This is a genomic window from Ruegeria sp. CDSA033 (assembly GCF_059612305.1).
In genome coordinates, this window is sequence record NZ_JBXWQI010000001.1 from 562,946 (window position 1) to 586,071 (window position 23,126).

The 23,126-nt window shown below is 57.0% G+C and carries 23 protein-coding genes; 19 read left to right on the plus strand and 4 right to left on the minus strand.

Going from position 1 to position 23,126, the window contains the following annotated elements; translation table 11 throughout:
* Window positions 1-3: 3 nt before the first annotated feature.
* The 8 genes from AC2FLA_RS02805 (at window position 4) to AC2FLA_RS02840 (ending at window position 7,038) form a co-directional block, all read left to right on the plus strand.
* Window positions 4-813, plus strand: coding sequence for a glutamate racemase (locus tag AC2FLA_RS02805; RefSeq protein ID WP_496720308.1), 810 nt, complete (start codon window positions 4-6; stop codon window positions 811-813).
* 94 nt (window positions 814-907) lie between these two features.
* Entirely contained in the window at window positions 908-1,936 is a 1,029-nt protein-coding gene (gene argC, locus AC2FLA_RS02810; RefSeq protein ID WP_496720310.1) for an N-acetyl-gamma-glutamyl-phosphate reductase, read from the plus strand.
* 7 nt (window positions 1,937-1,943) lie between these two features.
* Window positions 1,944-2,390, plus strand: a complete 447-nt coding sequence (ccmE, locus tag AC2FLA_RS02815) for a cytochrome c maturation protein CcmE (RefSeq protein ID WP_496720312.1) — start codon at window positions 1,944-1,946, stop codon at window positions 2,388-2,390.
* A gap of 124 nt (window positions 2,391-2,514) precedes the next feature.
* Window positions 2,515-3,126 (plus strand): holin-associated N-acetylmuramidase, encoded by a 612-nt coding sequence (locus AC2FLA_RS02820; protein ID WP_496720314.1) that lies wholly within the window; start codon window positions 2,515-2,517, stop codon window positions 3,124-3,126.
* Complete coding sequence (locus AC2FLA_RS02825; RefSeq protein ID WP_496720316.1) at window positions 3,117-3,695, plus strand: holin family protein; 579 nt, start codon at window positions 3,117-3,119, stop codon at window positions 3,693-3,695. Before AC2FLA_RS02820 ends, AC2FLA_RS02825 begins: the two co-directional genes overlap by 10 nt.
* Window positions 3,696-3,769: 74 nt before the next feature.
* Window positions 3,770-5,734 (plus strand): heme lyase CcmF/NrfE family subunit, encoded by a 1,965-nt coding sequence (locus AC2FLA_RS02830; protein ID WP_496720317.1) that lies wholly within the window; start codon window positions 3,770-3,772, stop codon window positions 5,732-5,734.
* Window positions 5,731-6,186, plus strand: coding sequence for a cytochrome c-type biogenesis protein (locus AC2FLA_RS02835; protein ID WP_496720319.1), 456 nt, complete (start codon window positions 5,731-5,733; stop codon window positions 6,184-6,186). The genes AC2FLA_RS02830 and AC2FLA_RS02835 overlap by 4 nt, the downstream gene beginning before the upstream one ends.
* A 75-nt stretch (window positions 6,187-6,261) precedes the next feature.
* Window positions 6,262-7,038: an enoyl-CoA hydratase-related protein gene (locus tag AC2FLA_RS02840; RefSeq protein ID WP_496720321.1), complete on the plus strand. Its 777-nt coding sequence runs from the start codon at window positions 6,262-6,264 to the stop codon at window positions 7,036-7,038.
* Window positions 7,039-7,043: 5 nt separating this feature from the next.
* Here the strand turns inward: AC2FLA_RS02840 and bmt are convergent, their stop codons facing one another.
* Both bmt and AC2FLA_RS02850 read right to left on the minus strand, forming a co-directional pair.
* Window positions 7,044-8,060, minus strand: coding sequence for a betaine--homocysteine S-methyltransferase (gene bmt, locus AC2FLA_RS02845; protein ID WP_496720323.1), 1,017 nt, complete (start codon window positions 8,058-8,060; stop codon window positions 7,044-7,046).
* Between the two features lie 117 nt (window positions 8,061-8,177).
* Window positions 8,178-8,495: a DUF1476 domain-containing protein gene (locus AC2FLA_RS02850; protein ID WP_496720324.1), complete on the minus strand. Its 318-nt coding sequence runs from the start codon at window positions 8,493-8,495 to the stop codon at window positions 8,178-8,180.
* A gap of 187 nt (window positions 8,496-8,682) precedes the next feature.
* Here AC2FLA_RS02850 and purC point away from each other — a divergent pair, with 187 nt between their 5' ends.
* The 7 genes from purC (at window position 8,683) to AC2FLA_RS02885 (ending at window position 17,762) form a co-directional block, all read left to right on the plus strand.
* Window positions 8,683-9,438, plus strand: coding sequence for a phosphoribosylaminoimidazolesuccinocarboxamide synthase (gene purC / locus AC2FLA_RS02855; protein ID WP_058271542.1), 756 nt, complete (start codon window positions 8,683-8,685; stop codon window positions 9,436-9,438).
* A 134-nt stretch (window positions 9,439-9,572) separates the two neighbouring features.
* The gene (locus AC2FLA_RS02860; protein ID WP_496720326.1) at window positions 9,573-10,235 is read left to right on the plus strand and encodes a MarC family protein; all 663 of its coding nucleotides are present in this window, start codon (window positions 9,573-9,575) and stop codon (window positions 10,233-10,235) included.
* 117 nt (window positions 10,236-10,352) lie between these two features.
* Entirely contained in the window at window positions 10,353-10,583 is a 231-nt protein-coding gene (gene purS, locus AC2FLA_RS02865) for a phosphoribosylformylglycinamidine synthase subunit PurS (protein ID WP_058271544.1), read from the plus strand.
* Between the two features lie 23 nt (window positions 10,584-10,606).
* Window positions 10,607-11,275, plus strand: coding sequence for a phosphoribosylformylglycinamidine synthase subunit PurQ (gene purQ / locus AC2FLA_RS02870; protein ID WP_496720328.1), 669 nt, complete (start codon window positions 10,607-10,609; stop codon window positions 11,273-11,275).
* A 36-nt stretch (window positions 11,276-11,311) separates the two neighbouring features.
* Window positions 11,312-13,090: a sensor histidine kinase gene (locus AC2FLA_RS02875; protein WP_496720329.1), complete on the plus strand. Its 1,779-nt coding sequence runs from the start codon at window positions 11,312-11,314 to the stop codon at window positions 13,088-13,090.
* Window positions 13,091-13,102: 12 nt separating this feature from the next.
* A complete protein-coding gene (locus tag AC2FLA_RS02880) occupies window positions 13,103-14,437 on the plus strand; it encodes a sigma-54-dependent transcriptional regulator (RefSeq protein WP_108858689.1) in 1,335 nt (444 codons plus the stop codon).
* A gap of 508 nt (window positions 14,438-14,945) precedes the next feature.
* Window positions 14,946-17,762, plus strand: a complete 2,817-nt coding sequence (locus AC2FLA_RS02885; RefSeq protein WP_496720466.1) for an Rne/Rng family ribonuclease — start codon at window positions 14,946-14,948, stop codon at window positions 17,760-17,762.
* Window positions 17,763-17,808: 46 nt separating this feature from the next.
* Here the strand turns inward: AC2FLA_RS02885 and AC2FLA_RS02890 are convergent, their stop codons facing one another.
* Complete coding sequence (locus AC2FLA_RS02890; RefSeq protein ID WP_113790691.1) at window positions 17,809-18,042, minus strand: sulfurtransferase TusA family protein; 234 nt, start codon at window positions 18,040-18,042, stop codon at window positions 17,809-17,811.
* Window positions 18,043-18,147: 105 nt separating this feature from the next.
* Here AC2FLA_RS02890 and AC2FLA_RS02895 point away from each other — a divergent pair, with 105 nt between their 5' ends.
* The 4 genes from AC2FLA_RS02895 to AC2FLA_RS02910 all read left to right on the plus strand — a co-directional run bounded on the left by AC2FLA_RS02895 (window position 18,148) and on the right by AC2FLA_RS02910 (window position 22,478).
* The gene (locus AC2FLA_RS02895; protein ID WP_058271899.1) at window positions 18,148-18,900 is read left to right on the plus strand and encodes a cytochrome c biogenesis CcdA family protein; all 753 of its coding nucleotides are present in this window, start codon (window positions 18,148-18,150) and stop codon (window positions 18,898-18,900) included.
* Window positions 18,901-18,963: 63 nt separating this feature from the next.
* Window positions 18,964-20,178 carry a hypothetical protein gene (locus AC2FLA_RS02900; RefSeq protein ID WP_496720332.1) on the plus strand — a complete coding sequence of 405 codons (1,215 nt, stop codon included), beginning with the start codon at window positions 18,964-18,966 and terminating at the stop codon, window positions 20,176-20,178.
* Window positions 20,175-21,524, plus strand: coding sequence for a cytochrome P450 (locus AC2FLA_RS02905; protein ID WP_496720334.1), 1,350 nt, complete (start codon window positions 20,175-20,177; stop codon window positions 21,522-21,524). The genes AC2FLA_RS02900 and AC2FLA_RS02905 overlap by 4 nt, the downstream gene beginning before the upstream one ends.
* A gap of 72 nt (window positions 21,525-21,596) precedes the next feature.
* Window positions 21,597-22,478, plus strand: a complete 882-nt coding sequence (locus AC2FLA_RS02910) for a fructose bisphosphate aldolase (RefSeq protein WP_496720336.1) — start codon at window positions 21,597-21,599, stop codon at window positions 22,476-22,478.
* A gap of 3 nt (window positions 22,479-22,481) precedes the next feature.
* On the opposite strand, the gene AC2FLA_RS02915 is transcribed toward AC2FLA_RS02910, so the two are convergent.
* Window positions 22,482-23,084, minus strand: a complete 603-nt coding sequence (locus AC2FLA_RS02915; protein ID WP_496720338.1) for a DNA-3-methyladenine glycosylase I — start codon at window positions 23,082-23,084, stop codon at window positions 22,482-22,484.
* Window positions 23,085-23,126 lie beyond the last annotated feature (42 nt).

Below are 23,126 nucleotides of genomic sequence, written 5' to 3' on the forward strand. Positions count from 1 at the left end.
CAAATGGCAGTAGGCATCTTTGATTCCGGGTTGGGCGGTCTGACCGTCTTGAACGCCGCGCAGAAACGTCTGCCGGACGTGGATTTTCTGTATTTCGCGGACAGCGCACACGCGCCCTATGGGGTGCGGGACGCCGAAAACATCTATGGCCTGACACGCAAGGCTGTAAACGATCTGTGGAACCGGGGCTGTGATCTGGTGATTCTGGCCTGTAATACTGCCAGTGCGGCTGCATTGCGCCGGTTGCAGGAAGAAGGTGTGCCCGAGGGCAAGCGCGTGCTTGGTGTGTTTGTGCCGCTGATCGAGGCGCTGACGGAACGTCAATGGGGCGATAACAGCCCGCCGCGGGAAGTCGCCGTCAAACACGTGGCCCTGTTCGCAACGCCTGCCACAGTGTCCAGTCGGGCCTTTCAGCGGGAACTGGCGTTTCGAGCCATCGGCGTAGATGTCGAGGCGCAGGCCTGTGGAGGCGTCGTAGACGCCATCGAAGACGGTGACATGATCCTGGCGGAAGCGCTGGTTCGGTCCCATGTGGACGCGCTAAGGCGCAAGATGCCGGAACCGCAGGCGGCGATTCTGGGTTGCACCCACTACCCGCTGATGGCCGAAACTTTCCAACGAGCCCTTGGGCCGGATGTTCAGGTGTACAGTCAGGGTGATTTGGTCGCCGAAAGCCTTGCGGATTACTTGCAACGGCATCCGAAAATGCAAGGAAACGGCGAGGGTGGCTTTCTGACCACCGGCAAGCCCGCGTTTGTCAGTGACAGGGCGACGCAATTCCTCCGACGACAAATCACCTTCGAGGCCGCCTGACTTAGGTCAAGGACGCAGCCTGTTTGATCCCGTAGTTCAACGACCGTCACACCGGCGATCGTATCCTGTGACACACTGAAACAAGAGGTCTCACATGACCCATAGAATCGCAATTTTGGGCGCATCTGGTTATACCGGCGCTGAACTGGTGCGGCTGATCGCTGAGCACCCGAATATGGACATCGTCGCGCTGGCAGCCGAGCGTAAGGCTGGTCAGTCGATGGCGCAGGTCTTTCCGCATCTGCGGCACATGGACTTGCCGGATCTCTGCAAAATCTTCGAGATCGACTTTTCGCAAGTCGACCTGTGTTTTTGCGCGCTGCCGCATAAAACCAGCCAAGAGGTCATTCGGGACTTGCCCAAGACCCTGAAGATCGTCGATCTGTCTGCGGATTTCAGGCTGCGCGACCCCGAAGAGTACGAGAAGTGGTACGGAAACCCGCATGTGGCAATGGAGCAGCAGGAAGAGGCTGTCTATGGCCTGACCGAGTTCTATAGGGATGAGATCCGCAATGCGCGCCTTGTGGCCGGAACCGGCTGCAATGCGGCGACTGGTCAGTATGTGCTGCGCCCGCTGATTTCGGCCGGCGTCATTGATCTGGACGATATTGTGTTGGATCTGAAATGCGCTGTGTCCGGGGCAGGGCGGTCGCTGAAGGAAAACCTGCTGCATGCAGAGCTTAGCGAAGGTTATAACGCCTATGCGGTTGGCGGCACGCATCGACATCTGGGTGAGTTTGATCAGGAATTCTCGGCTCTGGCCGGGCGGACCGTTCATGTGCAATTCACACCACACCTGATCCCGGCCAACCGGGGTATTCTGGCAACGACTTATGTCAAGGGTGATCCGAGCAGCGTATATGAGGCGCTGGCAAAGGCTTACGTAGACGAACCCTTTATCCAGATGCTGCCCTTTGGCGAGGCACCCTCGACCCACCATGTGCGGGGATCGAACTTCTGCCATATCGGTGTGGTGGCAGATCGGATCGAACGCCGGGCCATTGTGATTGGCGCGTTAGATAACCTGACAAAAGGTAGCAGTGGGCAAGCCTTGCAGAACGCTAACCTGATGTTAGGTGAGGATGAAACCCGGGGCCTGATGATGGCCCCTTTGTTCCCATGAGGACGGTATGAAAACGCTCAAGAAACGTCGTCGAATTCAGGTTATTGTGCTGGCAGCTGTCACTTTGGCGCTGTCGACGGCGTTGATTGGGTATGCCATGCGGGACGGCATCAATTTCTTCCGTTCACCCAGCCAGGTGATCGCCGAGCCCCCTAAACCGACCGAAGTATTTCGGATTGGCGGGCTGGTCGAAGAAGGCTCGATCGTGCGGGGGCAGGGCAAGACGGTACGCTTCGTCGTGACCGATGGTGGCGATAGTGTTCCCGTAGCCTTTACCGGCGTTCTGCCGGACCTGTTCACAGAAAATCAGGGAATGATCGGCACCGGATCTTACGTAAACGGCGTTTTCGAAGCCACTGAAATTCTTGCCAAACACGATGAAACCTACATGCCGAAAGAGGTCGTAGATGCCTTGAAGGAACAGGGTGTCTATAAGGAGGTCGACGGAGGCTGATCCAGGACCAAATTCAAATTTGAAAACAAGGGCGTTGCGTGCACATGACACTCAGCGCCCTGTTTAATTGCCACGTGTTAACGAATTTGCCCGAGCCTTTGCGCAATCACAGGCGGAGGGAGCGATGCAGACGGTTCGGCAAATTGCGACTGAGATCGTGGGGCGAGAGGGCGGGTTCGTAGATGACCCGGATGATACGGGCGGCGCAACGAACTATGGTGTGACCGTTCATACCATGCGGCGTCTGGGTCTGGATTTGTCTAGTGATGGGGTGGTGGACCAAGCGGATGTGCGAAGGCTCAGCAAAGCACAGGCCATCGACATTTTCGTCCGGCATTATTTTGAGCTTCCGCGCCTGAGGCTGTTGCCCAAGATGGTCCAACCCTCGGTGTTCGACATGTATGTAAATGCTGGTGCGCAGGCAGTCCGCATTCTGCAGCGATTGTTGTGCGAAATGGGATTCGACATAGTCGTTGACGGTGTTGTCGGGCCACAGACAGCTCGGGCATGCCGAAGTGCCGCCAAGTCTGACCCGGTTACGTTCGCAGATGCCTATGGGGTCGCGCGCCGCAACTATTACTTCCGTCTCGCGGATCGAAGGCCCGCGTCCCGTAAATACGCGCGTAGCAGGGCGGGCGGTAAAGGGGGCTGGATCCGGCGAGCGGAAGAGTTTGTTTCGCCGCCCTACCACCTAACGGATGCAGAGTTTCAAAAGAGGGTTTCACGATGGGATTGATCTCGAGCATTTTGGGTTTTCTGTTTGGAAACGAGCGCAACATCATACGCGAAACTGTCGAAGTCTTTCGGGAAAATGCCGAAAGCGGCGCCGCGAGGGGTTTGCAGGTCCGACAACAGGCCGTCAGTCAGTTCGCGGCAGAATTCCATGGCGCTGGAAAAGCTCCGTTTGATCGGTTTATCGACGGCCTTAACCGCCTGCCCAGGCCCGCGATGGCACTGGGAACGCTTGGTCTTTTCGTGGCAGCCATGGTCGATCCGATCTGGTTTTCGGCGCGTATGCAGGGGATCGCCTTGGTACCCGAGCCGTTGTGGTGGTTGCTGGGGGTGATCGTATCCTTCTATTTTGGCGCGCGCCATCAGGCTAAAGTGCAAGGATTGCAACGCGAAATTTCGGCCACAATGATGCGCACTCCGCAGGTGCTTGAGAACCTAAAGGCGCTGGCGGCGATGCGTAGCGACGGCGTGGGTGTGGCCAAGCCCGGATCAGACGCGGCACTGACAGCAGACATAATAGAACCCGACGAAAACCCAGCGTTAGAGACATGGCGGCGTAAAAGGACCGGCTGACCCGCGACACTATGTTCGCGGCAAGGGGGCGAAAGTGATTGGTGCTTGTCACGCAACAGGATTATATCCGGGGCATGATTACAGAACTTGGCCATTTCGCCCTGATCCTCGCTTTCCTCGTCGCAATCGTGCAGTCGATCGTTCCCTTGATCGGCGCAGCCAAACGCTGGGTCGGCTGGATGGGGGTCGCGGAACCCGCCGCAATCGTCCAGTTCTTGCTGGTTTCTTTCTCGTTCGGAGCCTTGGTCTGGGCGTTCGTGACTTCGGACTTTTCCCTGCGTGTGGTCGTCGAGAACAGCCATTCGGCCAAGCCGATGCTGTACAAGATCAGCGGGACATGGGGAAACCACGAGGGCTCGATGCTGTTGTGGGTTCTTATCGTGTCATTGTTCGGAGCAATGGCTGCTTTTTTTGGGGGTGGCTTGCCACCGACATTGAAAGCGCGGGTTCTGTCGGTTCAATCGATGATTGCGGTGGCGTTTTTTGCGTTCATCCTGTTCACCTCGAACCCTTTTGATCGGCTGATCGTTGCCCCGTTTGATGGTCGCGATCTGAACCCGTTGTTGCAGGATCCCGGCTTGGCCTTCCATCCGCCGTTCCTGTATCTGGGTTATGTGGGGCTTAGCATGGCATTCAGTTTTGCTGTGGCGGCCCTTATCGAAGGGCGCGTTGATGCCGCATGGGGCCGCTGGGTGCGTCCGTGGACCCTGGCCGCGTGGATATTCCTGACCATTGGCATCGCTCTGGGATCATGGTGGGCCTATTACGAGCTTGGCTGGGGCGGTTTCTGGTTCTGGGACCCGGTGGAAAACGCCTCGTTCATGCCCTGGCTTTTGGCCGCTGCCCTGTTGCATTCCGCCATCGTGGTTGAAAAACGCGAAGCGTTGAAAAGCTGGACCATCCTGCTGGCCATCATCGCATTTGGCTTTTCGCTGATCGGGACATTTATCGTGCGGTCGGGCTTGCTGACTTCTGTGCATGCCTTTGCAAATGACCCGGAACGCGGCGTCTTTATCCTGATCATTCTGGTGCTCTTCATCGGTGGCGCACTGACCCTGTTCGCGGCCCGCGCACAAGCGATGGAGGCAAAGGGTGTGTTCAGCGTGGTCGGCCGCGAAAGCGCGTTGATTCTAAATAACATCCTGCTGGCAGTCAGCTGTTTCGTGGTATTCTTCGGAACGATGTGGCCGATGGTGGCCGAGATGGCGTTTGACCGTAAGCTGTCGGTCGGCGCGCCATTCTTCAATGCGGCCTTCACGCCCTTTATGGTCGCCTTAGGTATAGCATTGCCAATAGGGTCCATGTTGCCATGGAAGCGGGGCAAATTGGGCAAGACGGCCTATTCCCTGCGCTATGTGTTCATCTTGTCGGTCGCATTGGCCCTGTTGGTCTGGGTTATGCAGACCGGACGCAGCGCCCTTGGGCCAATCGGACTGTTTCTGGGGGCCTGGATCACCTTAGGTGCGGCCGTTGACTTGTGGAGCCGTACCGGTCGCAAAGGCAGCATCCAACGTCTGTTCCGCTTGCCGGGCGCGGACTGGGGTAAAGCGGTGGCTCATACCGGACTTGGCGTGACCATCTTTGCCATTGCCGGTCTGACCGCGTGGGAAGTTGAAGATATCCGCGTTGCGCAGCCCGGTCAGCCGTTTGAAGTAGGGCAGTTCACACTGACGCTTGGAAACGTCCGCGAAGTTAAGGGACCGAACTATTTCTCAACCACTGCGGATGTTCAGGTTGAAAAGAACGGGCAGTCTATGGGCACGCTGCATCCCGAGAAACGCAATTACCCCGTTGCCCGGATGCCTACCACCGAGGCGGCGATCGACTATCGCTTTTGGGGCGACCTCTATGTCGTGATAGGGGACCAGCAGGCCGATGGTGGTTGGGTCATGCGGACTTACATCAAACCTCTGGCCAACTGGATCTGGGGCGGATGTATCCTGATGGCACTGGGCGGGCTTCTTAGCCTGACGGACCGCAGGTTCCGGGTGGCAGCGGGTGCGCGCAAAGCACCCTCGGGTGGAGTGCCGGCGGAATGAAGCGTCTGATCCTGATTTTCGCCCTGATCGCGTCGCCCTTGTTTGCGGTGCAGCCAGACGAGGTACTGGAAGACCCGGTCCTGGAGCAACGAGCGCGTGACCTGAGTACCGGTCTGCGCTGTCTCGTTTGCCGCAACGAAAGCATCGACGAAAGCAATGCCGAACTTGCCCGCGATCTGCGTTTGTTGCTGCGCGAACGGCTGGTCGCGGGCGATACAGATGAAGAAGCGGTCGATTTTATTGTGGATCGTTACGGTGAATACGTTCTGTTGAAGCCGACGGTTACGGGGGCGAACGTGATGCTATGGCTGGCCGGTCCCATCATGCTGTTGATCGCCGCCGTGATAGGCTGGAGCTTTCTGCGCAACCGGTCTCAGGCGGTGGGCACGGAAATCAAGGACAGCCTCAGCGAAGCTGAGAAAGAACGCCTGCGTCAGATTCTTGACGACTGACCCACCGTATTTCTTTCCCTTCGTCTTGAATTGAGTCAGGGTTCCCTAATGCCGTGAGCATGGGGAGAGGACTACATGGATTATGAGGCTATACTGCTGGAAATCACTGACAATCTGGCAGTGGTAACCCTGAACCGGCCCGACAAGATGAACGCGCTGACCGCACAGATGCGGGCCGAGGTCACCCATGCGATGACACATGCGGCCCGGCATGCGCGGGCAATCGTGCTGACAGGGGCTGGGCGCGCCTTCTGCTCGGGTCAGGACCTGGGCGATTCTTCCAGCACTGGCCGGATTGATCTGGAACGCACACTGCGCGACGAATACGATCCCATGCTGGAATCCATCTACAACTGTCCGGTCCCAACCATCGCAGCCGTCAACGGACCAGCAGCCGGGGCCGGGGCGAACATTGCGCTCAGCGCCGATGTGGTGATTGCGACTGAAAGCGCGTATTTCCTGCAGGCGTTTTCCCGTATCGGCTTGATGCCGGATGCGGGCGGCACATGGTTCCTGCCACGCCAGATGGGGTTCGCCAAAGCTATGGGGGCGGCGCTGTTTGCCGACAAGGTCAGTGCCAGACAGGCGGACGAGTGGGGCATGATCTGGGAAGCGGTAGCTGACGACGATTTCGACGCGCATTGGCGCAAGAGGGCCGCTTATCTGGCCAACGGTCCGACCACCGCGTTTGGCGCGATCAAAAAGGCGATCCGCGGAACTTACGACAACACTCTGCCGCAGCAACTGGAGATGGAGGCGCATTTGCAGGGTGATTGCGGCCGTTCGCGCGACTTTGCCGAAGGGGTCGTGGCCTTCATGGAAAAACGCCCCCCGAAATTCGAGGGGCGCTGAAGGATTTAAGCGCGACGCCGACGGCGATTGCGCCGTTCGGGCACTGCCGCATCGTCTCCCGTACCGTCCGAGGCTGATGAGAACGGGCCCAAAGCATCCGTGATCTGATCCAGTGTCGGGCGCGTGCCGCGACTGGTTGTATCCAGTGCCTCGCGCATTTTGCGCAGGTGATCTGGCATGGTGCCACAGCACCCGCCGATGATCGTAGCACCCGCATCCCGTGCCATCGCGGCGTACTGCCCCATCAATTCAGGTGTGCCGTCATAGTGGATGTGGCCATCGACATATTTTGGAATGCCAGCGTTGCCTTTGGAAATCACCGGACGTTCTGTTCCCTGCGCCGCAAATCCAAGCACCGTACGCAGGATGTCTGAGGCACCGGTGCCGCAGTTGGCCCCAAATGCGATCGGCGGATTGGGCAGGGTCTCGACCAGTTGGGCCAGATCAGCAGAGGTCACACCCATCATGGTACGTCCGGCAGTGTCAAAGCTCATGGTGCCACACCAGGGCATGTTGGCCAGCGCAAATGCTTCTGCCGCCGCTCTGAATTCTTCGGGTGCGCTGATGGTTTCGACCCATAGAACGTCTGCGCCGCCAGCTTTGAGTGCTTCGGCTTGCTCGTGAAACATCTCAACTGCGCCGGAATGTGACAGGCTGCCAATAGGTTCCATGATCTCACCGGTCGGACCAACAGAGCCTGCGACAACAACGGTGCGCCCGGATTTGTCCGCCACTTCACGGCCCAGTTCGGCACCGATCCGGTTCAACTCACCAACACGGTTCTGGGCGTCGTGCAGTTTCAGGCGCGCGGATGTGCCGCCGAAGGTGTTGGTCAGAAACAAGTCGCTGCCGGCGTCAACCGAACCTTGGTACAAAGCGCGGATTTTATCCGGTGCTTCGACATTCCACAGCTCGGGCGCGTCACCTGATTGCAGGCCCATATTGAACAAGTTCGTGCCCGTGGCACCATCGGCCAGCAAAGCATCATTTGTTTCCAGAAGTTTATTGAGCGCATTTGTCATGGGGGTATTCCCAAATAGCCGAATAGGGCCGTTAAAAATAGAGACGCCCCGTGTCTCATGACCGGGGCATCAAATCAAATTCATAAAACTCATGAAGATCATGAGCCGAGTGTTTTTTTATTCGGTTTCGCTCAGGACCTGCGCTTTGGCTTGGGGCAAAAGCTCGGCCATTTTTGCGCGGATTTCCTCATCGGACGACAGCGAGCCCAAATCACCGGCGACCTTGCGCACGACATCTTCGTGCCCGGCCTCTTCGAAATCGGCGATTACTACGGTTTTGGCATAGGCTTCGGCGTCCTCGCCGGACTTGCCCATCTTTTCAGCGGCCCAGAGGCCCAGCAATCTGTTGCAGCGCGCCTGTGCTTTGAACTGCATTTCTTCGTCATGAGCGAATTTGGCTTCAAAAGCGTTTTCGCGTTCGTCAAAAGTGGTCATTGGTTGCGGACCTCATAGCTTACATCTTCTTAATTGATGATATGACTATAGCTGAGCGCCTGTGCAAGGGAATTGCGCTGCGTCAAAGCCTCTCGGTCCGCTGAACTTGCGGGAAAGGGGGGCTTGGACTATGAGGGCGCCAACGCGAAGGGACTCATTCCCTCGCCCCGGACTGGAAAGGTCGCTCATGGCGCGTCGCAAAAAGATATACGAAGGTAAGGCCAAAATTCTGTATGAAGGCCCGGAACCCGGCACCATTGTGCAGTATTTCAAGGATGATGCCACCGCGTTCAATGCGGAAAAGAAAGATGTCATCGACGGTAAGGGTGTGCTGAACAACCGTCTGAGTGAGTTCTTCATGACCGGCCTCAACCAGATTGGTGTTCCGACCCATTTCATCCGTCGCCTGAACATGCGCGAGCAATTGGTGCGCAATTGCGAGATTGTTCCGCTTGAAATCATCGTTCGCAACTATGCCGCGGGAACAATGTCAAAACGTTTGGGCATTGCCGAAGGGACGCAACTGCCGCGCCCGATTGTCGAATATTGCTATAAAGACGACGCGTTGGGTGATCCGCTGGTTACTGAGGAACACATCGCCGCCTTTGGCTGGGCCAGCCAACAGGACATGGACGATATCCTGAGCCTCGCGCTGCGCGTCAATGACTTTATGAGCGGCATGATGCTGGCTGTCGGCATTCGTCTGGTCGATTTCAAGATCGAGATCGGTCGCGTTTACGACGGGGATTTTCAGCGTTTGATCGTGGCCGATGAAATCAGCCCCGACAGTTGCCGTCTGTGGGATATCGAAACCGGTCAAAAACTGGACAAAGACGTATTCCGCCGCGATCTGGGTAGTTTGACGGACGCCTATTCCGAAGTCGCACGCCGGCTGGGCGTTTTGCCGAAAAGTAACGTCGCTAAGCCTACGCTGATCAACTGATCATCCTGCGGGTCAGTAATATTGCAAAAGCGCTGCCGGGACATCCGCAGCGCTTTTTCTTTGCGCGGTGAAATTGACAGACAGATCAATTTTCTCACATTGTCGAACTAAATAACTTTACGGTGTCTCAAGCAATGGCCGAACTCTTTGATCAGGCAGTTTTTTTTAAATTTCTCGCGGCCCTGCTGGCGATATTTAATCCGCTATACGGCATACCGATCTTTCTGAGCATGACCGAAGGGTATTCCCCGGCCGAGCGCAAACGCGTGGCCTTAGTGGTGACAGGCACCGTTGTGGTGGTTGCCCTGATTTCCGTCGTGATCGGCGAAGAAATCCTGGCTGTTTTTGGGATCGATATTGCGTCCTTCCGGATCGCCGGTGGCCTGATCATTCTGGGCGTCGGCATGTCGATGCTGAATGCGTCCGACCGCTCGCAAGGGGATCAGCAGGCGATGGAAGAAGGGGCCAAGAAGAAAAGCAACATCGCCGTGGTGCCCCTGGCCATTCCGTTAACAATTGGTCCGGGTACGATTGCAACCACGATTGTCTTTGCCCATACGCTTTCCGACGGGGCCGAGATTGTGACGCTTGGGTCAGCCGTCCTGATCGCTTGTGCCATCGTTGGGCTGGGGCTTTTGTTTGCCGATCCGATCTCGCGGTTTTTTGGACCCACGATGATCAATGTAATAACGCGGGTGATGGCAATCATTCTGGTGGCTGTCGCCGTTGAGATGGTTCTGACCGGTACGTTCGACGCAATCGACAAACATTACCCTGGGCTATCGGGCGGCAGCTGAAGAAAACCAACTGCGTCAAACTGCGTGCTGACAAGGGTTGTCGAACGCCTTTCAGCACGTTATCCCCCGCGCAACGGAACGGGCCGACAACATCGGCCCTTAGCTGGAGTTGCGAGAATGAAAGCACGTGTGCATGTGATGCTCAAGAACGGGGTCCTCGACCCGCAGGGTGAGGCGGTGCGTCACGCATTGGGTGCCATGGGCTTTGATCAGGTCGAAGGCGTACGGCAGGGCAAGGTGATCGACCTTGAGCTGGCTGAAGGCGCGACCGAGGCGGACATCACCGAGATGTGCGAAAAGCTGTTGGCCAACACGGTCATCGAACGCTACGAAGTCGAACTGGTCTGAACCTTATCACCGGAGGCCCCGCCATGCGCGCAGCTGTCATCGTATTCCCAGGGTCCAACTGTGACCGGGATCTCGCCGTCGCTTTCGAACAGGCAGGTTTTGAGGTCGATATGGTCTGGCACAAGGATGCCGCGCTGCCCGAAGGCGTGGATATCGTCGGTGTTCCGGGCGGCTTTTCCTACGGCGACTACCTGCGCTGTGGCGCTATCGCCGCGCAGTCACCGATCTGCAAGGCGGTAGTTAATCATACCGAACGCGGTGGTTATGCCGTTGGTGTCTGCAACGGGTTCCAGATCCTGACAGAAACCGGCGTCCTGCCAGGCGCTTTGCTGCGCAATGCCGGTCTGAAATATATCTGCCGGACGGTCGGCCTGAAGGTGGAAACCAGCGACAGTGCGTTCACCGAAGGCTACAATGCGGGCGATGTGATCGGTATTCCGATCGCGCACCATGATGGTAACTATTTTGCGGATGACGCCACATTGGCCAAACTGCAGGATCAGGATCGGGTCGCGTTCACCTATACCGAGAATCCGAACGGCTCGGTCGGGGATATTGCTGGTATCCTGTCTGAAAACCGCCGGGTGCTGGGAATGATGCCACACCCTGAACGTGCGGCGGATGACGGCCATGGCGGAACGGACGGAACGGCATTGTTCCGCGCATTGTCCGGCGTTCTTGCCCCAGCGTGACTTGAGCTTACGATCCAGCCCGCGTAACTTTCCGGGATGAGTTCCGAAGTTCGCTCTGGCTGGTCCTTTCTGACAAAACCGTTTCGTGGTGCGCCATTGGGTTGGCGGCTGCGCTTGGCGGTTATCTTTCTTTTGATCGCAACGGTTACCACGGTTTATGTAACCAACCGTCTTCTGACGGACCGGTTTACCGAATCCACACGAAACCGGGCCGAAGTGCGGCTGGCGCTGTATTCCGGCAACTTGCTGAGCGAACTGCGCCGAAACGCAATTGTTCCGCAGCTATTAGCGCGCGACCCGACGTTGATTTCCGCGCTGCGGTCCAGTGACTATTCTCTGTCCACCCAGCGTTTGATCTCGTTTGTCGAAGAGATTGGCGCGGCCTCGCTGATGTTGCTGGACGGTGATGGGCGTACTGTTGCGGCCACCGATCGTGCCCGCTTGGGAGAACCACACCGGAGTTCGCCGTATTTCATTGATGCGGTGCGGGCGAATTCGACGATCTTCACGGTTATTGAAAAGGAATCGGGCGGCTACAGCTTTGTCTATTCAAGACGAATGGAAGCTAATGCCGAGGTTCTGGGCGTTATCGTAGTCGAGGTCGACCTGCAGAAATTCGAGCGCGCCTGGGCAGGTATTTCCGACGCTGTGATGGTGACGGACAGTACCGGAACGATCATTCTGTCGACTGAACCGCAATGGCGGGGGCTTGAGGAAAGCGCCGCGTTGCTGCGCCAGCCTGCGCAAGGTGCTATCCAGAGGGCAATTCGTGCCACGACAGACTGGACCGCGTTGCCGCCAGACGCCTATCTGCAAGGTGAGGCCGTGATGCGGATGGAAACGCGCATCCCGTTCCGGGGATGGAAAATGACCTCGTTCACCACTTACGAGTCGATTCGGGAAAAGGTGAACAGCGTTATCGCGCTCGAGATCATGGGTTTTGCGATTCTTCTGGCACTGGCCTTCTATGCGCTCAGCCGTCGTGCCACCTTCCGCATGGCGTTGTTCCAGCGCGAGTCGGCAGAGCTTCGCGCATTGAACTCAAGGCTAAAGCGGGAAATTGCTGAGCGGGAACGGGTTGAAAAAACACTGGAAGTTGCCGAACAGACGCTGGCGCAAAGCTCAAAACTGGCCGCTTTGGGCGAGATGTCGGCGGCCGTGAGTCATGAGCTAAATCAACCTCTGGCTGCAATGAAGACCTACTTGGCTGGCGCACGTCTTTTGCTGCGACGGAACCGGCCGGAAGAGGCGCTGGCAAGCTTTGGTCGGATCGATGGTCTGATCGAAAGGATGGGAGCGATTACCCGCCAGCTCAAATCCTATGCACGGAAGGGTGCGGATACGTTTTCCCCAGTAAACCTTAGTGAAGCACTGGCATCGTCCCTGTCCATGATGGAGCCGCAACTGCGCCAGCGTCACGTCAAGATCACACAGATATTGCCCGACGAACCCGTGTCAGTTATGGGCGATCGGATGCGGATCGAGCAAGTGATGGTAAACCTCTTGCGTAATGCGCTGGACGCCACCAAATCAGTATCCGAACCGGATATCGAAATCATACTGGCAGCGGGCGATACGGCGGTGCTGACAGTGCGCGATAACGGCTATGGAATCGAGAACATCGAAAATCTGTTCGAACCGTTCTATACTACGAAACAGCCCGGCGACGGGGTCGGTCTGGGGCTTGCCATCTCATCCGGGATCGTAAACGACCATGGTGGACGGCTGACAGCACGAAACAGCCCGCAAGGCGGGGCCGTGTTCGAGATGCAGTTGCCGATACTGGGAAGCGACGGCCTTGAGGCCGCGGAATAACGAGGAATGACTATGGCACAGGCCATGAAGATCGCCATTGTGGATGACGAACAGGACATGCGCCAGTCGATCAGCCAATGGCTGGCACTGTCGGGATATGACACGGAAACCTTCGCCAGCGCAGAGGACGCGCTGAAAGTGTTGGGACCGGAATATCCGGGTATCGTGATCTCGGATATCAAAATGCCCGGCATGGACGGCATCCAACTTCTGAAAAAGTTGATGGGCGCCGACAGTACGCTGCCGGTCATCATGATCACCGGCCACGGGGATGTGCCGATGGCAGTTGAGGCGATGCGCGTCGGGGCGTTCGATTTTCTAGAAAAGCCTTTTAACCCTGATCGCATGTCGGAATTGGCCAAACGCGCCAGCAACGCGCGCCGACTGACCTTGGATAATCGTGCCCTGCGGCGCGAGCTGTCAGGTGGAACCCAGATCATGAACAAACTGATCGGGGCCAGCCCGGTCATGGAGCGTCTGCGCGAAGATATCCTCGATCTGGGTCAGGCCGATGGCCATGTACTGATCGATGGTGAGACCGGCACCGGTAAGACACTTGTGGCCCATGCGCTGCACGCGGTCGGCAGCCGTGCTGGTAAGAAGTTTGTACTGGTGTCCTGTGCCGCGCTTGAGGAAGAGGCGCTGTCGAAACGCCTGTTTGGCCCGATGATGCCTGAAGATGCGCAATTGCCCGCAATCGAAGAGGCGCGGGGCGGTACACTTGTGCTGGAAGACGTAGAGGCGCTGAGCGATACGCTGCAGGCTCGGTTACTAAGCGTGATGAATGATCAGGGCACCCCGGCTGAAACGCGGATCATAGCGATTTCCAACCTTCAGGAAGCAGGAAAGACCAGCGAAGACGTTCTGCGCCCGGACCTGTTCTATCGCCTGGCGGCGCTGCGGATCACGATGCCGCCATTGCGTCAGCGTGGCGAGGACATCCTGACGCTGTTCACCCGACTGAGCGAGCAGTTTTCTGAAGAGTACGGCTGCGAAGCGCCGCAGGTGAGTGCCCAAGAAGCGGCGCAACTGTTGCAGGCACCCTGGCCGGGAAATGTGCGGCAGTTGATCAACATCGCGGAACGGGCTGTTCTGCAATCGCGACGTGGATCGGGGACGATTGCGTCGCTGTTGATGTCCGATCACGAAGAAATGCAGCCGGTCATGACGACCGAAGGCAAACCGCTCAAGGAGTATGTTGAGGCGTTTGAACGGATGCTGATCGACAATACAATGCGGCGGCACAAGGGGTCGATTGCGTCAGTGATGGACGAACTTTGCCTACCACGCCGGACCTTGAACGAGAAAATGGCGAAATACGGGCTGCAGCGCTCGGACTATTTGTGAGAAAGAGAGGGGGCCAGCCCCCTCTTGAGCCTGTGGCTCAAATTACCCCCGGGATATTTCTGGCCAGATGAAGTGATCCCGGGGCTTTGTATTGTTCTTCTCGCAGTTTGCCCATTGTGTTTTCCACAGGACTGCTTTTATTGTATCTGGACGGGCAGGGCTAATTTGCGCCCAAAAGTCCCGAATCTTTGAGTTTCGCTGCTCTGCCGTTGATGGTGATCAATCCCGCAAGGCAAAGCAGACCGATTATGCCCCATAGGGGCAGATGAACGCCTGAGCCCGCATCAGCGGGCGAAAGGAATAAATGGGCAGGCGGCGGTTAGATCTGCGCCTGTCGGAGAAGAACCGCGATGACGCGCGCGCAACGATTGAGTATACGGGCAGGGGGCCACAGCGCCAGACCCTGCCGCGCGCCGTCCGAAATCGCCCTGACAAGACACCACCCCAAAAGCGCCTGTCCCCCCGGACGGGTAAGGACAACGCGTTTGGCGCGGTGCACCAAGGACACATGGCTAAGAAAATGCTTATCGATGCCACCCACGCGGAGGAAACCCGCGTCGTGGTGGTTGACGGAAACAAGGTCGAGGAATTCGATTTTGAATCCGAAAACAAACGCCAGCTTGCTGGCAACATCTATCTTGCAAAAGTAACCCGGGTCGAACCGTCACTTCAGGCGGCCTTTGTGGATTATGGTGGGAACCGGCATGGGTTCCTGGCGTTTTCGGAAATCCATCCGGACTACTATCAGATCCCCGTGGCCGATCGCGAAGCGCTGATGGAAGAAGAGCGCGCCTATGCTGAGGCAATGAAAGCGCGTGACGAAGCCGAAGAGGCCAAGCCGAAGAAACGCCGGTCGCGGTCGCGGACGAAGGCTGCGGACGTGAAATCCGACGATGCGGTCGAGTCGATTGAAGTGTCGAACGAACCCACCGGTATGGAAACCATTGATCTGGACGAAAGCGAAGACGGCGCTGATGGCCCGGACCTTGAGGGGACATCCCCGGCAGATCGCGTTGCTGAAACACCGGTAGAAGAGCCTGGTGATGATGCGGGGGCGCCTGAAGCAGACGCTGAAGGTGCTTTGTCCGAAGACGGTAGCGAGGCAGCTAATAGCTCTGATGCGCCTGCAATCGAGGCGACAGAAGCGAAAGATGAAGAAGCTGCCGACAAGTCCGATGACGCAGTTAACGAAACAGAGGCACAAGATGCACCCGAAGCTTCGGGGGACGCGACCGAAGAAAACGAGGGCAAGTCCGAAGAAGAAACGCGGCCCGATGCCACCGCGAAGGACGATTCAATTGAATCCGTCGCCGACGAAGATGACAGCGAAGACATTCGCCCGGTTCGCAAGCCGCGGCCACGTCGCTATAAGATTCAAGAAGTTATCAAGGTCCGCCAGGTCTTGCTGGTGCAAGTCGTCAAGGAAGAACGTGGCAACAAGGGCGCTGCCCTGACCACCTACTTGTCTCTGGCAGGTCGGTATTGCGTTCTGATGCCAAATACCGCCCGTGGTGGCGGGATCAGCCGTAAGATCACCAATGCGCCGGACCGTAAAAAGCTCAAGGAAATTGCTGCGGAAATTGACGTTCCAACCGGTGCGGGTCTGATTATCCGGACAGCCGGTGCTAAGCGGACGAAATCCGAGATCAAGCGAGACTATGAATACCTGCAACGCATGTGGGAGCAGATCCGCGAGCTGACGTTGAAATCGATTGCGCCGGCGAAAATCTATGAAGAAGGCGATCTGATCAAACGGTCGATCCGTGATCTCTATAATCGCGAAATTGATGAGGTTCTGGTCGAGGGTGAAGGCGGCTATCGCATCGCCAAGGACTTCATGAAGATGATCATGCCGTCGCACGCGAAGAACGTGAAACGGTACGAGGATGCGCTGCCGCTGTTCGCACGCTATCAGGTCGAAAGCTATCTGGCGGGGATGTTCAACCCGACTGTTCAGCTGAAATCGGGTGGGTATATCGTGATTGGCGTGACCGAAGCGCTGGTGGCGATTGACGTGAACTCGGGTCGGGCGACGAAAGAAGGCTCGATCGAGGAAACCGCGCTTAAGACCAACCTTGAGGCCGCAGAAGAGGTGGCTCGTCAGCTGCGTCTGCGCGACCTGGCCGGTCTGATCGTCATCGACTTTATCGACATGGACGAGCGCAAGAACAATCTCGCCGTCGAAAAGCGTATGAAGGAACGGCTGAAAACCGACCGTGCGCGTATTCAGGTTGGCCGTATCTCGGGCTTTGGCCTTATGGAGATGAGCCGCCAGCGTCTGCGTCCCGGTATGTTGGAGGCGACCACCCAGCCATGCCCGGCTTGCCACGGAACCGGTCTGATCCGGTCGGACGACAATATGGCGCTGTCGATCCTGCGGCAGATCGAGGAGGAGGGTACGCGCCGCCGCTCAGGCGAGGTGCTTGTTCGTTGCCCTGTCAGTATCGCCAACTTCCTGATGAACCAGAAGCGCGAGCATATCGCTCAGATTGAGGCCCGTTATGGCCTGTCTGTACGTGTTGAAGGCGACGTACATCTGGTCAGCCCGGATTTCTCGATGGAGAAATTCAAGACGGCAAGCCGGATCGTTCCCGAAGCCAGCGCGCCCGTTGTTTCCGTGGATGCGTCCCTGATGGATCTTGTCGACGCCAGCGAGGAAGAGCCGGTCGAAGAGGAAGCCACCGTTCAGGCCGAAGAGGATGCCAAGCCCAAGCGCAAGCGTCGTCGTCGCCGTCGGAAAAAGAGCAATGGTTCTGACGAAACTCCTGAGGTGAACGCGGAAGAGGGTGACGCAGCGGCGTCCGAGGAATCGGATGAAGCCAAAACCGAAGCGGCGGATGACGCAAAACCTGAGGGTGAAGCATCTGAGACTGCCGAAGAAGAAAATGCGGCCAAGCCCAAGCGCCGCCGTGCACCGCGCCGCAAGAAGAAGGACGCGGAACCTGTTGAAGCTACGGAAGAAGTCGCCGCTGAAGCTGTTGTGAGCAAAGATGCCCAGGCCGCAAGCCCTGAAGCGCCGGCCGAGGAAACTGGTGTGACAGAAGCACCTGTTGAAGCTCCTGTCGAAACCGCCGAAAAGGTTGAACAGGCCGAAGCGGTGGCAGAACTGCCCACGCCCGAAGCGGAAAGCGCCGTTGAAAAACAGGTTGAACCTGCAGAGGCTGAACAACCCGAACCTGTGGCTGAGGTGATCTCAGAAGATCTGCAGGAACCAGTGGAAATCATGGTTGAAGAAGCACCTGAGCCGGTTCTGGAGGTCGTAGCCGAAGAGCCAGAGCAGCCCGCCAAACCCAAGCGGCGTGGCTGGTGGTCACTAGGTCAGTAACAAGAAAAGGCGGGCCAGGTGCCCGCCTTTTTCTTTTTGGCCGATCTTAGTGAGATTTCTGGATCAAATAGATCTGATGGCCGTCCGCGTCTTCCTGCGACAGCAATTGGTGCCCGCTCTCGACGCAGAAATGCGGGACATCAATTATGGCGGCAGGATCATCTGCCAGCACGCGCAGAACGGCCCCCGCAGGCATGGATTTCAAACGCTTGCGCGCTTTCAGGACGGGCAAAGGGCACAACAGACCCAGCGCATCGAGTGTTTCTGATGGATTTGACATAAGGTTCAGATATTTCCACTTTGGCGGGGTGTCCAGCGTGCAACCACGAGGATGTGACCGATTGGCCCCGTGACGTTGGCCGCCTCATACCATATGTGCTTGAACATGTTCGGAATAGATATCATCGACGCGGGCCTGCTGCCTGCCATGTTCATCGCGATGCTGGGCGGGCTGATCAGCTTTCTGTCGCCCTGCGTTCTGCCCATCGTTCCGCCGTACCTGGCTTATATGAGCGGTGTGACGATCAACGAAATGCAGGATGAGGCGAAAGCACGCCGCAAGGCAACCTTGGCCGCCCTGTTCTTTGTTTTGGGCCTGTCTACGGTGTTTTTGTTGCTGGGTTTCACCGCTTCTGCCTTCGGAGTGTTTGTCCTGCAGAATCAGGTGTTGTTCGCAAAGATCTCTGGCGCAGTGGTCATCGTCTTTGGCCTGCACTTTCTGAACGTCTTCCGTATCCCGTTTCTGGACCGCGAAGCGCGGATTGAGACTGGTGATTCCGGTGGATCTGTGTTTGGCGCTTATATCCTTGGTCTGGCCTTTGCTTTTGGCTGGACACCGTGCATTGGGCCGCAGCTGGGGGCGATCTTGTCGCTGGCCGCGTCCGAGGCCTCGGTCGCGCGGGGAACCCTGTTGTTGGGCGTTTATGCGGCGGGCCTGGGTATTCCATTCCTGCTGGCTGCGATGTTCCTGAACCGGTCGATGTCGGTGATGAACCGGATCAAGCCTTACATGGGCACCATTGAAAAGGTGATGGGGGGCTTGTTGCTATTCGTGGGCATCATGCTGATCACCGGTCTGTTCACTGAATTCAGCTGGTGGCTGTTAGAGACATTCCCGGCACTGGCGAATTTCGGATGATTTGCTGATCTGACTTACCTTGACGCTTAGCCTGCGTTAACCTGCGCTGCAGAAGGTAAGGCCATGAGCAGTCAGAAAAATCAACCTCGAGTGTGTAAACGCCGGGTATTCTATATACCCGGCTATGACCCGATTCCGCCGCGGCGGTATCGTGAGCTGTATAGAACCGAAAGCAAGTTGCAGGCCGAGATTTCCGGCTATGAAATTTCGACGTCCGCCAAGTCAGGCGATGGCCCCTATGGATGGCATGTCACATCACGTCAGGACGGGGTCGAAGTTCAAGTTGATGTGGAGGTTCTCGTCTGGTCGGATCTGGTGCGTGACAGCATGTCCAACTCGATCCCGGCGACCTATCTGCAACTGGTGCGGACCGCATGGATCTATATGTCGTCCGGAACGCTGTGGCGCCTGATGCGGTTGCGCAAGGGGCCGGTTATTGCCGCACTGTACCCGGTTGGAATGTTGGTGGCTCAACTGCTGTTGGCGATCTTGCTAGCCGGGGCCATAACATGGGTTTTGACGCCGTTTATCGATTGGTTCGGCGTAATACTTGCAGTTGGTGCCGCCTACGGTTTGATGCGCTGGTTTCGCCAGCAAGACGGCCAGCTTTTTGCTTATTACCTGATGCATGATTATGCCTATTCCGCAAAACTCAAAGGGGCGACGCCAGTTGAATTACGCAATCGCCTGCGTGCATTCGGTGCTTTGATCCAAGAGGCGCTGAATTCAGACGCAGACGAGGTGCTGGTCGTCGGGCATAGCTCAGGGGCCCATCTGGGTGTCAGTGTTCTGGCCGATGTTATCCGAGACAGCAGGCAGCGCGACGACAGCCCCGCGTTTTCGTTCCTGACATTGGGGCAGGTCGTGCCCATGGTATCATTTCTACCCGAGGCGCAGGGTTTGAGGGCGGACTTGAAATTCTTGTCCACGCAGGAAGGCCTGACCTGGGTCGACGTCTCGGCCCCCGGTGATGGCTGTTCTTTTGCGCTGTGCGATCCGGTTTCCGTCAGCGGTGTCGCCACCGCCGAAAAGAAATGGCCGCTGGTTCTGTCTGCGGCCTTTACCCAGACCCTGTCCCCCGAACGCTGGAAGAACTTGCGATGGAAATTCTTCCGCCTGCATTTCCAGTATCTTTGCGCCTTCGACAAGCCCGATCGGTATGACTATTTTCGCATCACTGCCGGGCCTCAAACCTTAGGTCAGAGGTTTGAGGGACGGGCACCGTCGAAATCGCGGATGGATAAGCCGGTCTCAAAATACATCTCGGTGAAGGTATGACGCCGCCCAAGCCAACTTCGCGCCCCGATAAAGTATCGCTTTGGCGGTATCTGAGGTTGTTTCGCAAGGATATTCTGTCAGCCCAACCCCATAAGCTGTACCGCGCCTGGATGGCCGAATTTCGCACGCCGTTCTTTCGATCATATTTGGTAAATCAGCCAGAATTGATCGACACAGTTCTGAAAAAACGCCCTGATGATTTTCCCAAATCAAACCGCATAAGTGAAGGGCTGCGTCCGTTGCTGGGGGACTCTGTCTTCCTGACCAATGGGGACACCTGGAAGAGGCAGCGCAGGATCATTGATCCCGCGTTCGAAGGCGGCCGTTTGAAAGATACCTTTCCGGCGATGCACGCGGCTGGTCAAGCAGCGGTGGATCGGTTGCGCTTGCAGTCTGGTGGCGTCGTTGAGTTTGAAGAGGTCACCAGCCATATCGCGGCGGATGTCATCTTTCGCACCTTGTTTTCGGTGCCCATCGAACACGAAATTGCCGCTCAGGTTTTTGACAAGTTTCGCAGCTATCAGCGCGAACAACCCATTCTGAACATTGCGGCCTTTGTCCCTCTACCAAAATGGTTGCCGCGATTGCATTCAAGACGCACCAAGAAGAATGCCAAGGATATCAGGGCGCTAATCCGGCGTCTTACGGCGGGTCGGGCTGAACTGATCGCTCGTGGCGGCGCGCCGGATGATCTGGCAACCAAGATCATGACCACGCGTGATCCCGAAACCGGGCGTGGGTTTGACACGCAGGAAATGGTTGATCAGGTGGCGATTTTCTTTCTTGCCGGACACGAAACCAGCGCGTCCGCGCTGGCCTGGACGCTGTACCTGATGGCCTTGTATCCCGAATGGCAGGACAGGCTAGCCGAGGAAGCTGTGGCGCTCGACACGCCCGATTTTGCTGTAATGTCTCGCCTAAAACTCAGCCGGGACGTGTTCCGCGAAGCGCTGCGGCTTTACCCGCCCGTGCCGATGATGGTGCGTGAGGCGACATGCCCCGAACGCTTTCGCAACAGGGATATCCCCGAAGGGTCGCAAATCGTGATCAGTCCGTGGCATCTGCATCGGCAGGTAAGGCTCTGGAAACGTCCCGACGAATTTGATCCGACCCGGTGGGGAACTGAGAATGGAAAGACCTGCCAGCGCAACGCCTACATTCCGTTCTCGACGGGGTCCCGCGTGTGTCCCGGTGCCGGATTCGCCATGATCGAGGGGCCGCTTCTGTTATCCATGCTTTTGCGACACTTCCGGTTCGAGTTGGTCGCTGGACAAACGCCGATTCCGATCGCGCATTTGACCGTTCGATCGAAAGACGGAATTTGGTTGCGCTTGGTTGAGCGCTAACAAACTACCATCCTTTCACGCCTTGCTGTATGCGGTTTTAAATCGCGGAATCATATTGAACGGGAAAGTCTTATGTCATCAGCAGAACAGCGCACACAAATGTCCGACGGCGCAGGATTCATCGCAGCATTGGATCAAAGCGGTGGCTCGACCCCCAAGGCGCTGGCGCTTTATGGCGTGGACGCATCTGAATACAGCTCGGACGAAGAGATGTTCGGTGAAATCCAGAAAATGCGCGCGCGGATCATTCTGGCGGATGATTTCACCAAGGACAAAGTGATCGGCGCGATCCTGTTCGAACGCACTCTGGGCGAGCAAATTGATGGTCAGAAGGTCGCCGACTATTTGTGGTCAGTGAAAGGCATAGTACCTTTCCTCAAGATTGACAAAGGCTTGGAAGACGAAGCGAATGGCGTTCAGATGATGAAACCCATCCCGGGTCTGGCCGCAACACTGGCCAAAGCCGACGGTGTTTTCGGCACTAAGGAGCGCTCGGTCATTCATGAGGCAAACGCCGAAGGCATCGCGGCCCTTGTTGCACAGCAGTTCGACGTTGCGCGCGAAGTCGTGGCTGCCGGAATGGTTCCGATTGTTGAGCCTGAGGTGAACATCAACTCCGCCACCAAAGCCGAAGCCGAAGACATCCTTAAGGCTGAAATCCTGAAAAACCTTGATCAATTGGCTGACGGACAGGACATCATGCTCAAACTGACGATTCCTAACCAAGCTAACCTCTATGACGAATTGGCCGATCATCCGCGTGTTCTGCGCGTGGTTGCGCTGTCGGGCGGTTATTCGACGGAACAGGCCTGCGATCTGCTGGGCCAGAACGGTAAGATGATCGCGTCTTTCTCGCGCGCGTTGACCGAAGGCCTGTCAAAACAGCAATCCGATGCCGAGTTCAACGCGGCCCTGGGCGGAAACATCGACAAGATTTTCCGCGCGTCAGTCTAAACACTATTGGGGTTTGGTGAATTCGCGGCGCAACTGCGCCGCTTTTTCACGCATGACGCAATCTTCGGCGTGATCATTCACCAGCCCCATTGCCTGCATGAAGGCAAACACGGTCGTCGGCCCGACAAACTTCCAGCCCCGTTTTTTCAGGTCTTTCGACATCGCCACAGACTCCGGCGACGTTGAAGCGGTTTGCGGGGCAGGCGGTGTATCCGCCTCGTATCGCCACACATATGCGGCCAGAGACCCTTCGGCAGCGATTAACTCTTGCGCGCGGCGTGCGTTGTTAATCACGGCCTCGATCTTTCCGCGATGTCGCACAATTCCTGCATCTTGTAACAAACGCTGTGTATCTGCATCATCAAACGCGGCTACTGCGTTGATATCAAAAGATTTGAAGGCTTTCCTAAAATTCTCGCGCTTAGACAGGATGGTGCGCCAGCTTAGACCGGACTGAAAGCTTTCGAGGCATAGCTTTTCGAACAGGCGTTGGTCGTCACCAACCGGATACCCCCATTCCTGATCGTGATAGTAAAAGAACTCGGGCGCGGCCTGACACCACGCGCAGCGTGGTTTTCCGTCTGGCCCTAGAACTGTATCAACCACCGGCATGTACTCCTTTTGTTCCCCCTTACTGTAAGCGGTTTC

What these genes read in the sequence shown, in the direction of transcription:
- AC2FLA_RS02805 (WP_496720308.1), top strand. Translation starts at nt 4, where the DNA reads ATGGCAGTAGGCATCTTTGATTCCGGGTTGGGCGGTCTGACCGTCTTG.
- argC (WP_496720310.1), top strand. Translation starts at nt 908, where the DNA reads ATGACCCATAGAATCGCAATTTTGGGCGCATCTGGTTATACCGGCGCT.
- ccmE (WP_496720312.1), top strand. Translation starts at nt 1,944, where the DNA reads ATGAAAACGCTCAAGAAACGTCGTCGAATTCAGGTTATTGTGCTGGCA.
- AC2FLA_RS02820 (WP_496720314.1), top strand. Translation starts at nt 2,515, where the DNA reads ATGCAGACGGTTCGGCAAATTGCGACTGAGATCGTGGGGCGAGAGGGC.
- AC2FLA_RS02825 (WP_496720316.1), top strand. Translation starts at nt 3,117, where the DNA reads ATGGGATTGATCTCGAGCATTTTGGGTTTTCTGTTTGGAAACGAGCGC.
- AC2FLA_RS02830 (WP_496720317.1), top strand. Translation starts at nt 3,770, where the DNA reads ATGATTACAGAACTTGGCCATTTCGCCCTGATCCTCGCTTTCCTCGTC.
- AC2FLA_RS02835 (WP_496720319.1), top strand. Translation starts at nt 5,731, where the DNA reads ATGAAGCGTCTGATCCTGATTTTCGCCCTGATCGCGTCGCCCTTGTTT.
- AC2FLA_RS02840 (WP_496720321.1), top strand. Translation starts at nt 6,262, where the DNA reads ATGGATTATGAGGCTATACTGCTGGAAATCACTGACAATCTGGCAGTG.
- bmt (WP_496720323.1), bottom strand. Translation starts at nt 8,060, where the DNA reads ATGACAAATGCGCTCAATAAACTTCTGGAAACAAATGATGCTTTGCTG.
- AC2FLA_RS02850 (WP_496720324.1), bottom strand. Translation starts at nt 8,495, where the DNA reads ATGACCACTTTTGACGAACGCGAAAACGCTTTTGAAGCCAAATTCGCT.
- purC (WP_058271542.1), top strand. Translation starts at nt 8,683, where the DNA reads ATGGCGCGTCGCAAAAAGATATACGAAGGTAAGGCCAAAATTCTGTAT.
- AC2FLA_RS02860 (WP_496720326.1), top strand. Translation starts at nt 9,573, where the DNA reads ATGGCCGAACTCTTTGATCAGGCAGTTTTTTTTAAATTTCTCGCGGCC.
- purS (WP_058271544.1), top strand. Translation starts at nt 10,353, where the DNA reads ATGAAAGCACGTGTGCATGTGATGCTCAAGAACGGGGTCCTCGACCCG.
- purQ (WP_496720328.1), top strand. Translation starts at nt 10,607, where the DNA reads ATGCGCGCAGCTGTCATCGTATTCCCAGGGTCCAACTGTGACCGGGAT.
- AC2FLA_RS02875 (WP_496720329.1), top strand. Translation starts at nt 11,312, where the DNA reads ATGAGTTCCGAAGTTCGCTCTGGCTGGTCCTTTCTGACAAAACCGTTT.
- AC2FLA_RS02880 (WP_108858689.1), top strand. Translation starts at nt 13,103, where the DNA reads ATGGCACAGGCCATGAAGATCGCCATTGTGGATGACGAACAGGACATG.
- AC2FLA_RS02885 (WP_496720466.1), top strand. Translation starts at nt 14,946, where the DNA reads ATGGCTAAGAAAATGCTTATCGATGCCACCCACGCGGAGGAAACCCGC.
- AC2FLA_RS02890 (WP_113790691.1), bottom strand. Translation starts at nt 18,042, where the DNA reads ATGTCAAATCCATCAGAAACACTCGATGCGCTGGGTCTGTTGTGCCCT.
- AC2FLA_RS02895 (WP_058271899.1), top strand. Translation starts at nt 18,148, where the DNA reads ATGTTCGGAATAGATATCATCGACGCGGGCCTGCTGCCTGCCATGTTC.
- AC2FLA_RS02900 (WP_496720332.1), top strand. Translation starts at nt 18,964, where the DNA reads ATGAGCAGTCAGAAAAATCAACCTCGAGTGTGTAAACGCCGGGTATTC.
- AC2FLA_RS02905 (WP_496720334.1), top strand. Translation starts at nt 20,175, where the DNA reads ATGACGCCGCCCAAGCCAACTTCGCGCCCCGATAAAGTATCGCTTTGG.
- AC2FLA_RS02910 (WP_496720336.1), top strand. Translation starts at nt 21,597, where the DNA reads ATGTCATCAGCAGAACAGCGCACACAAATGTCCGACGGCGCAGGATTC.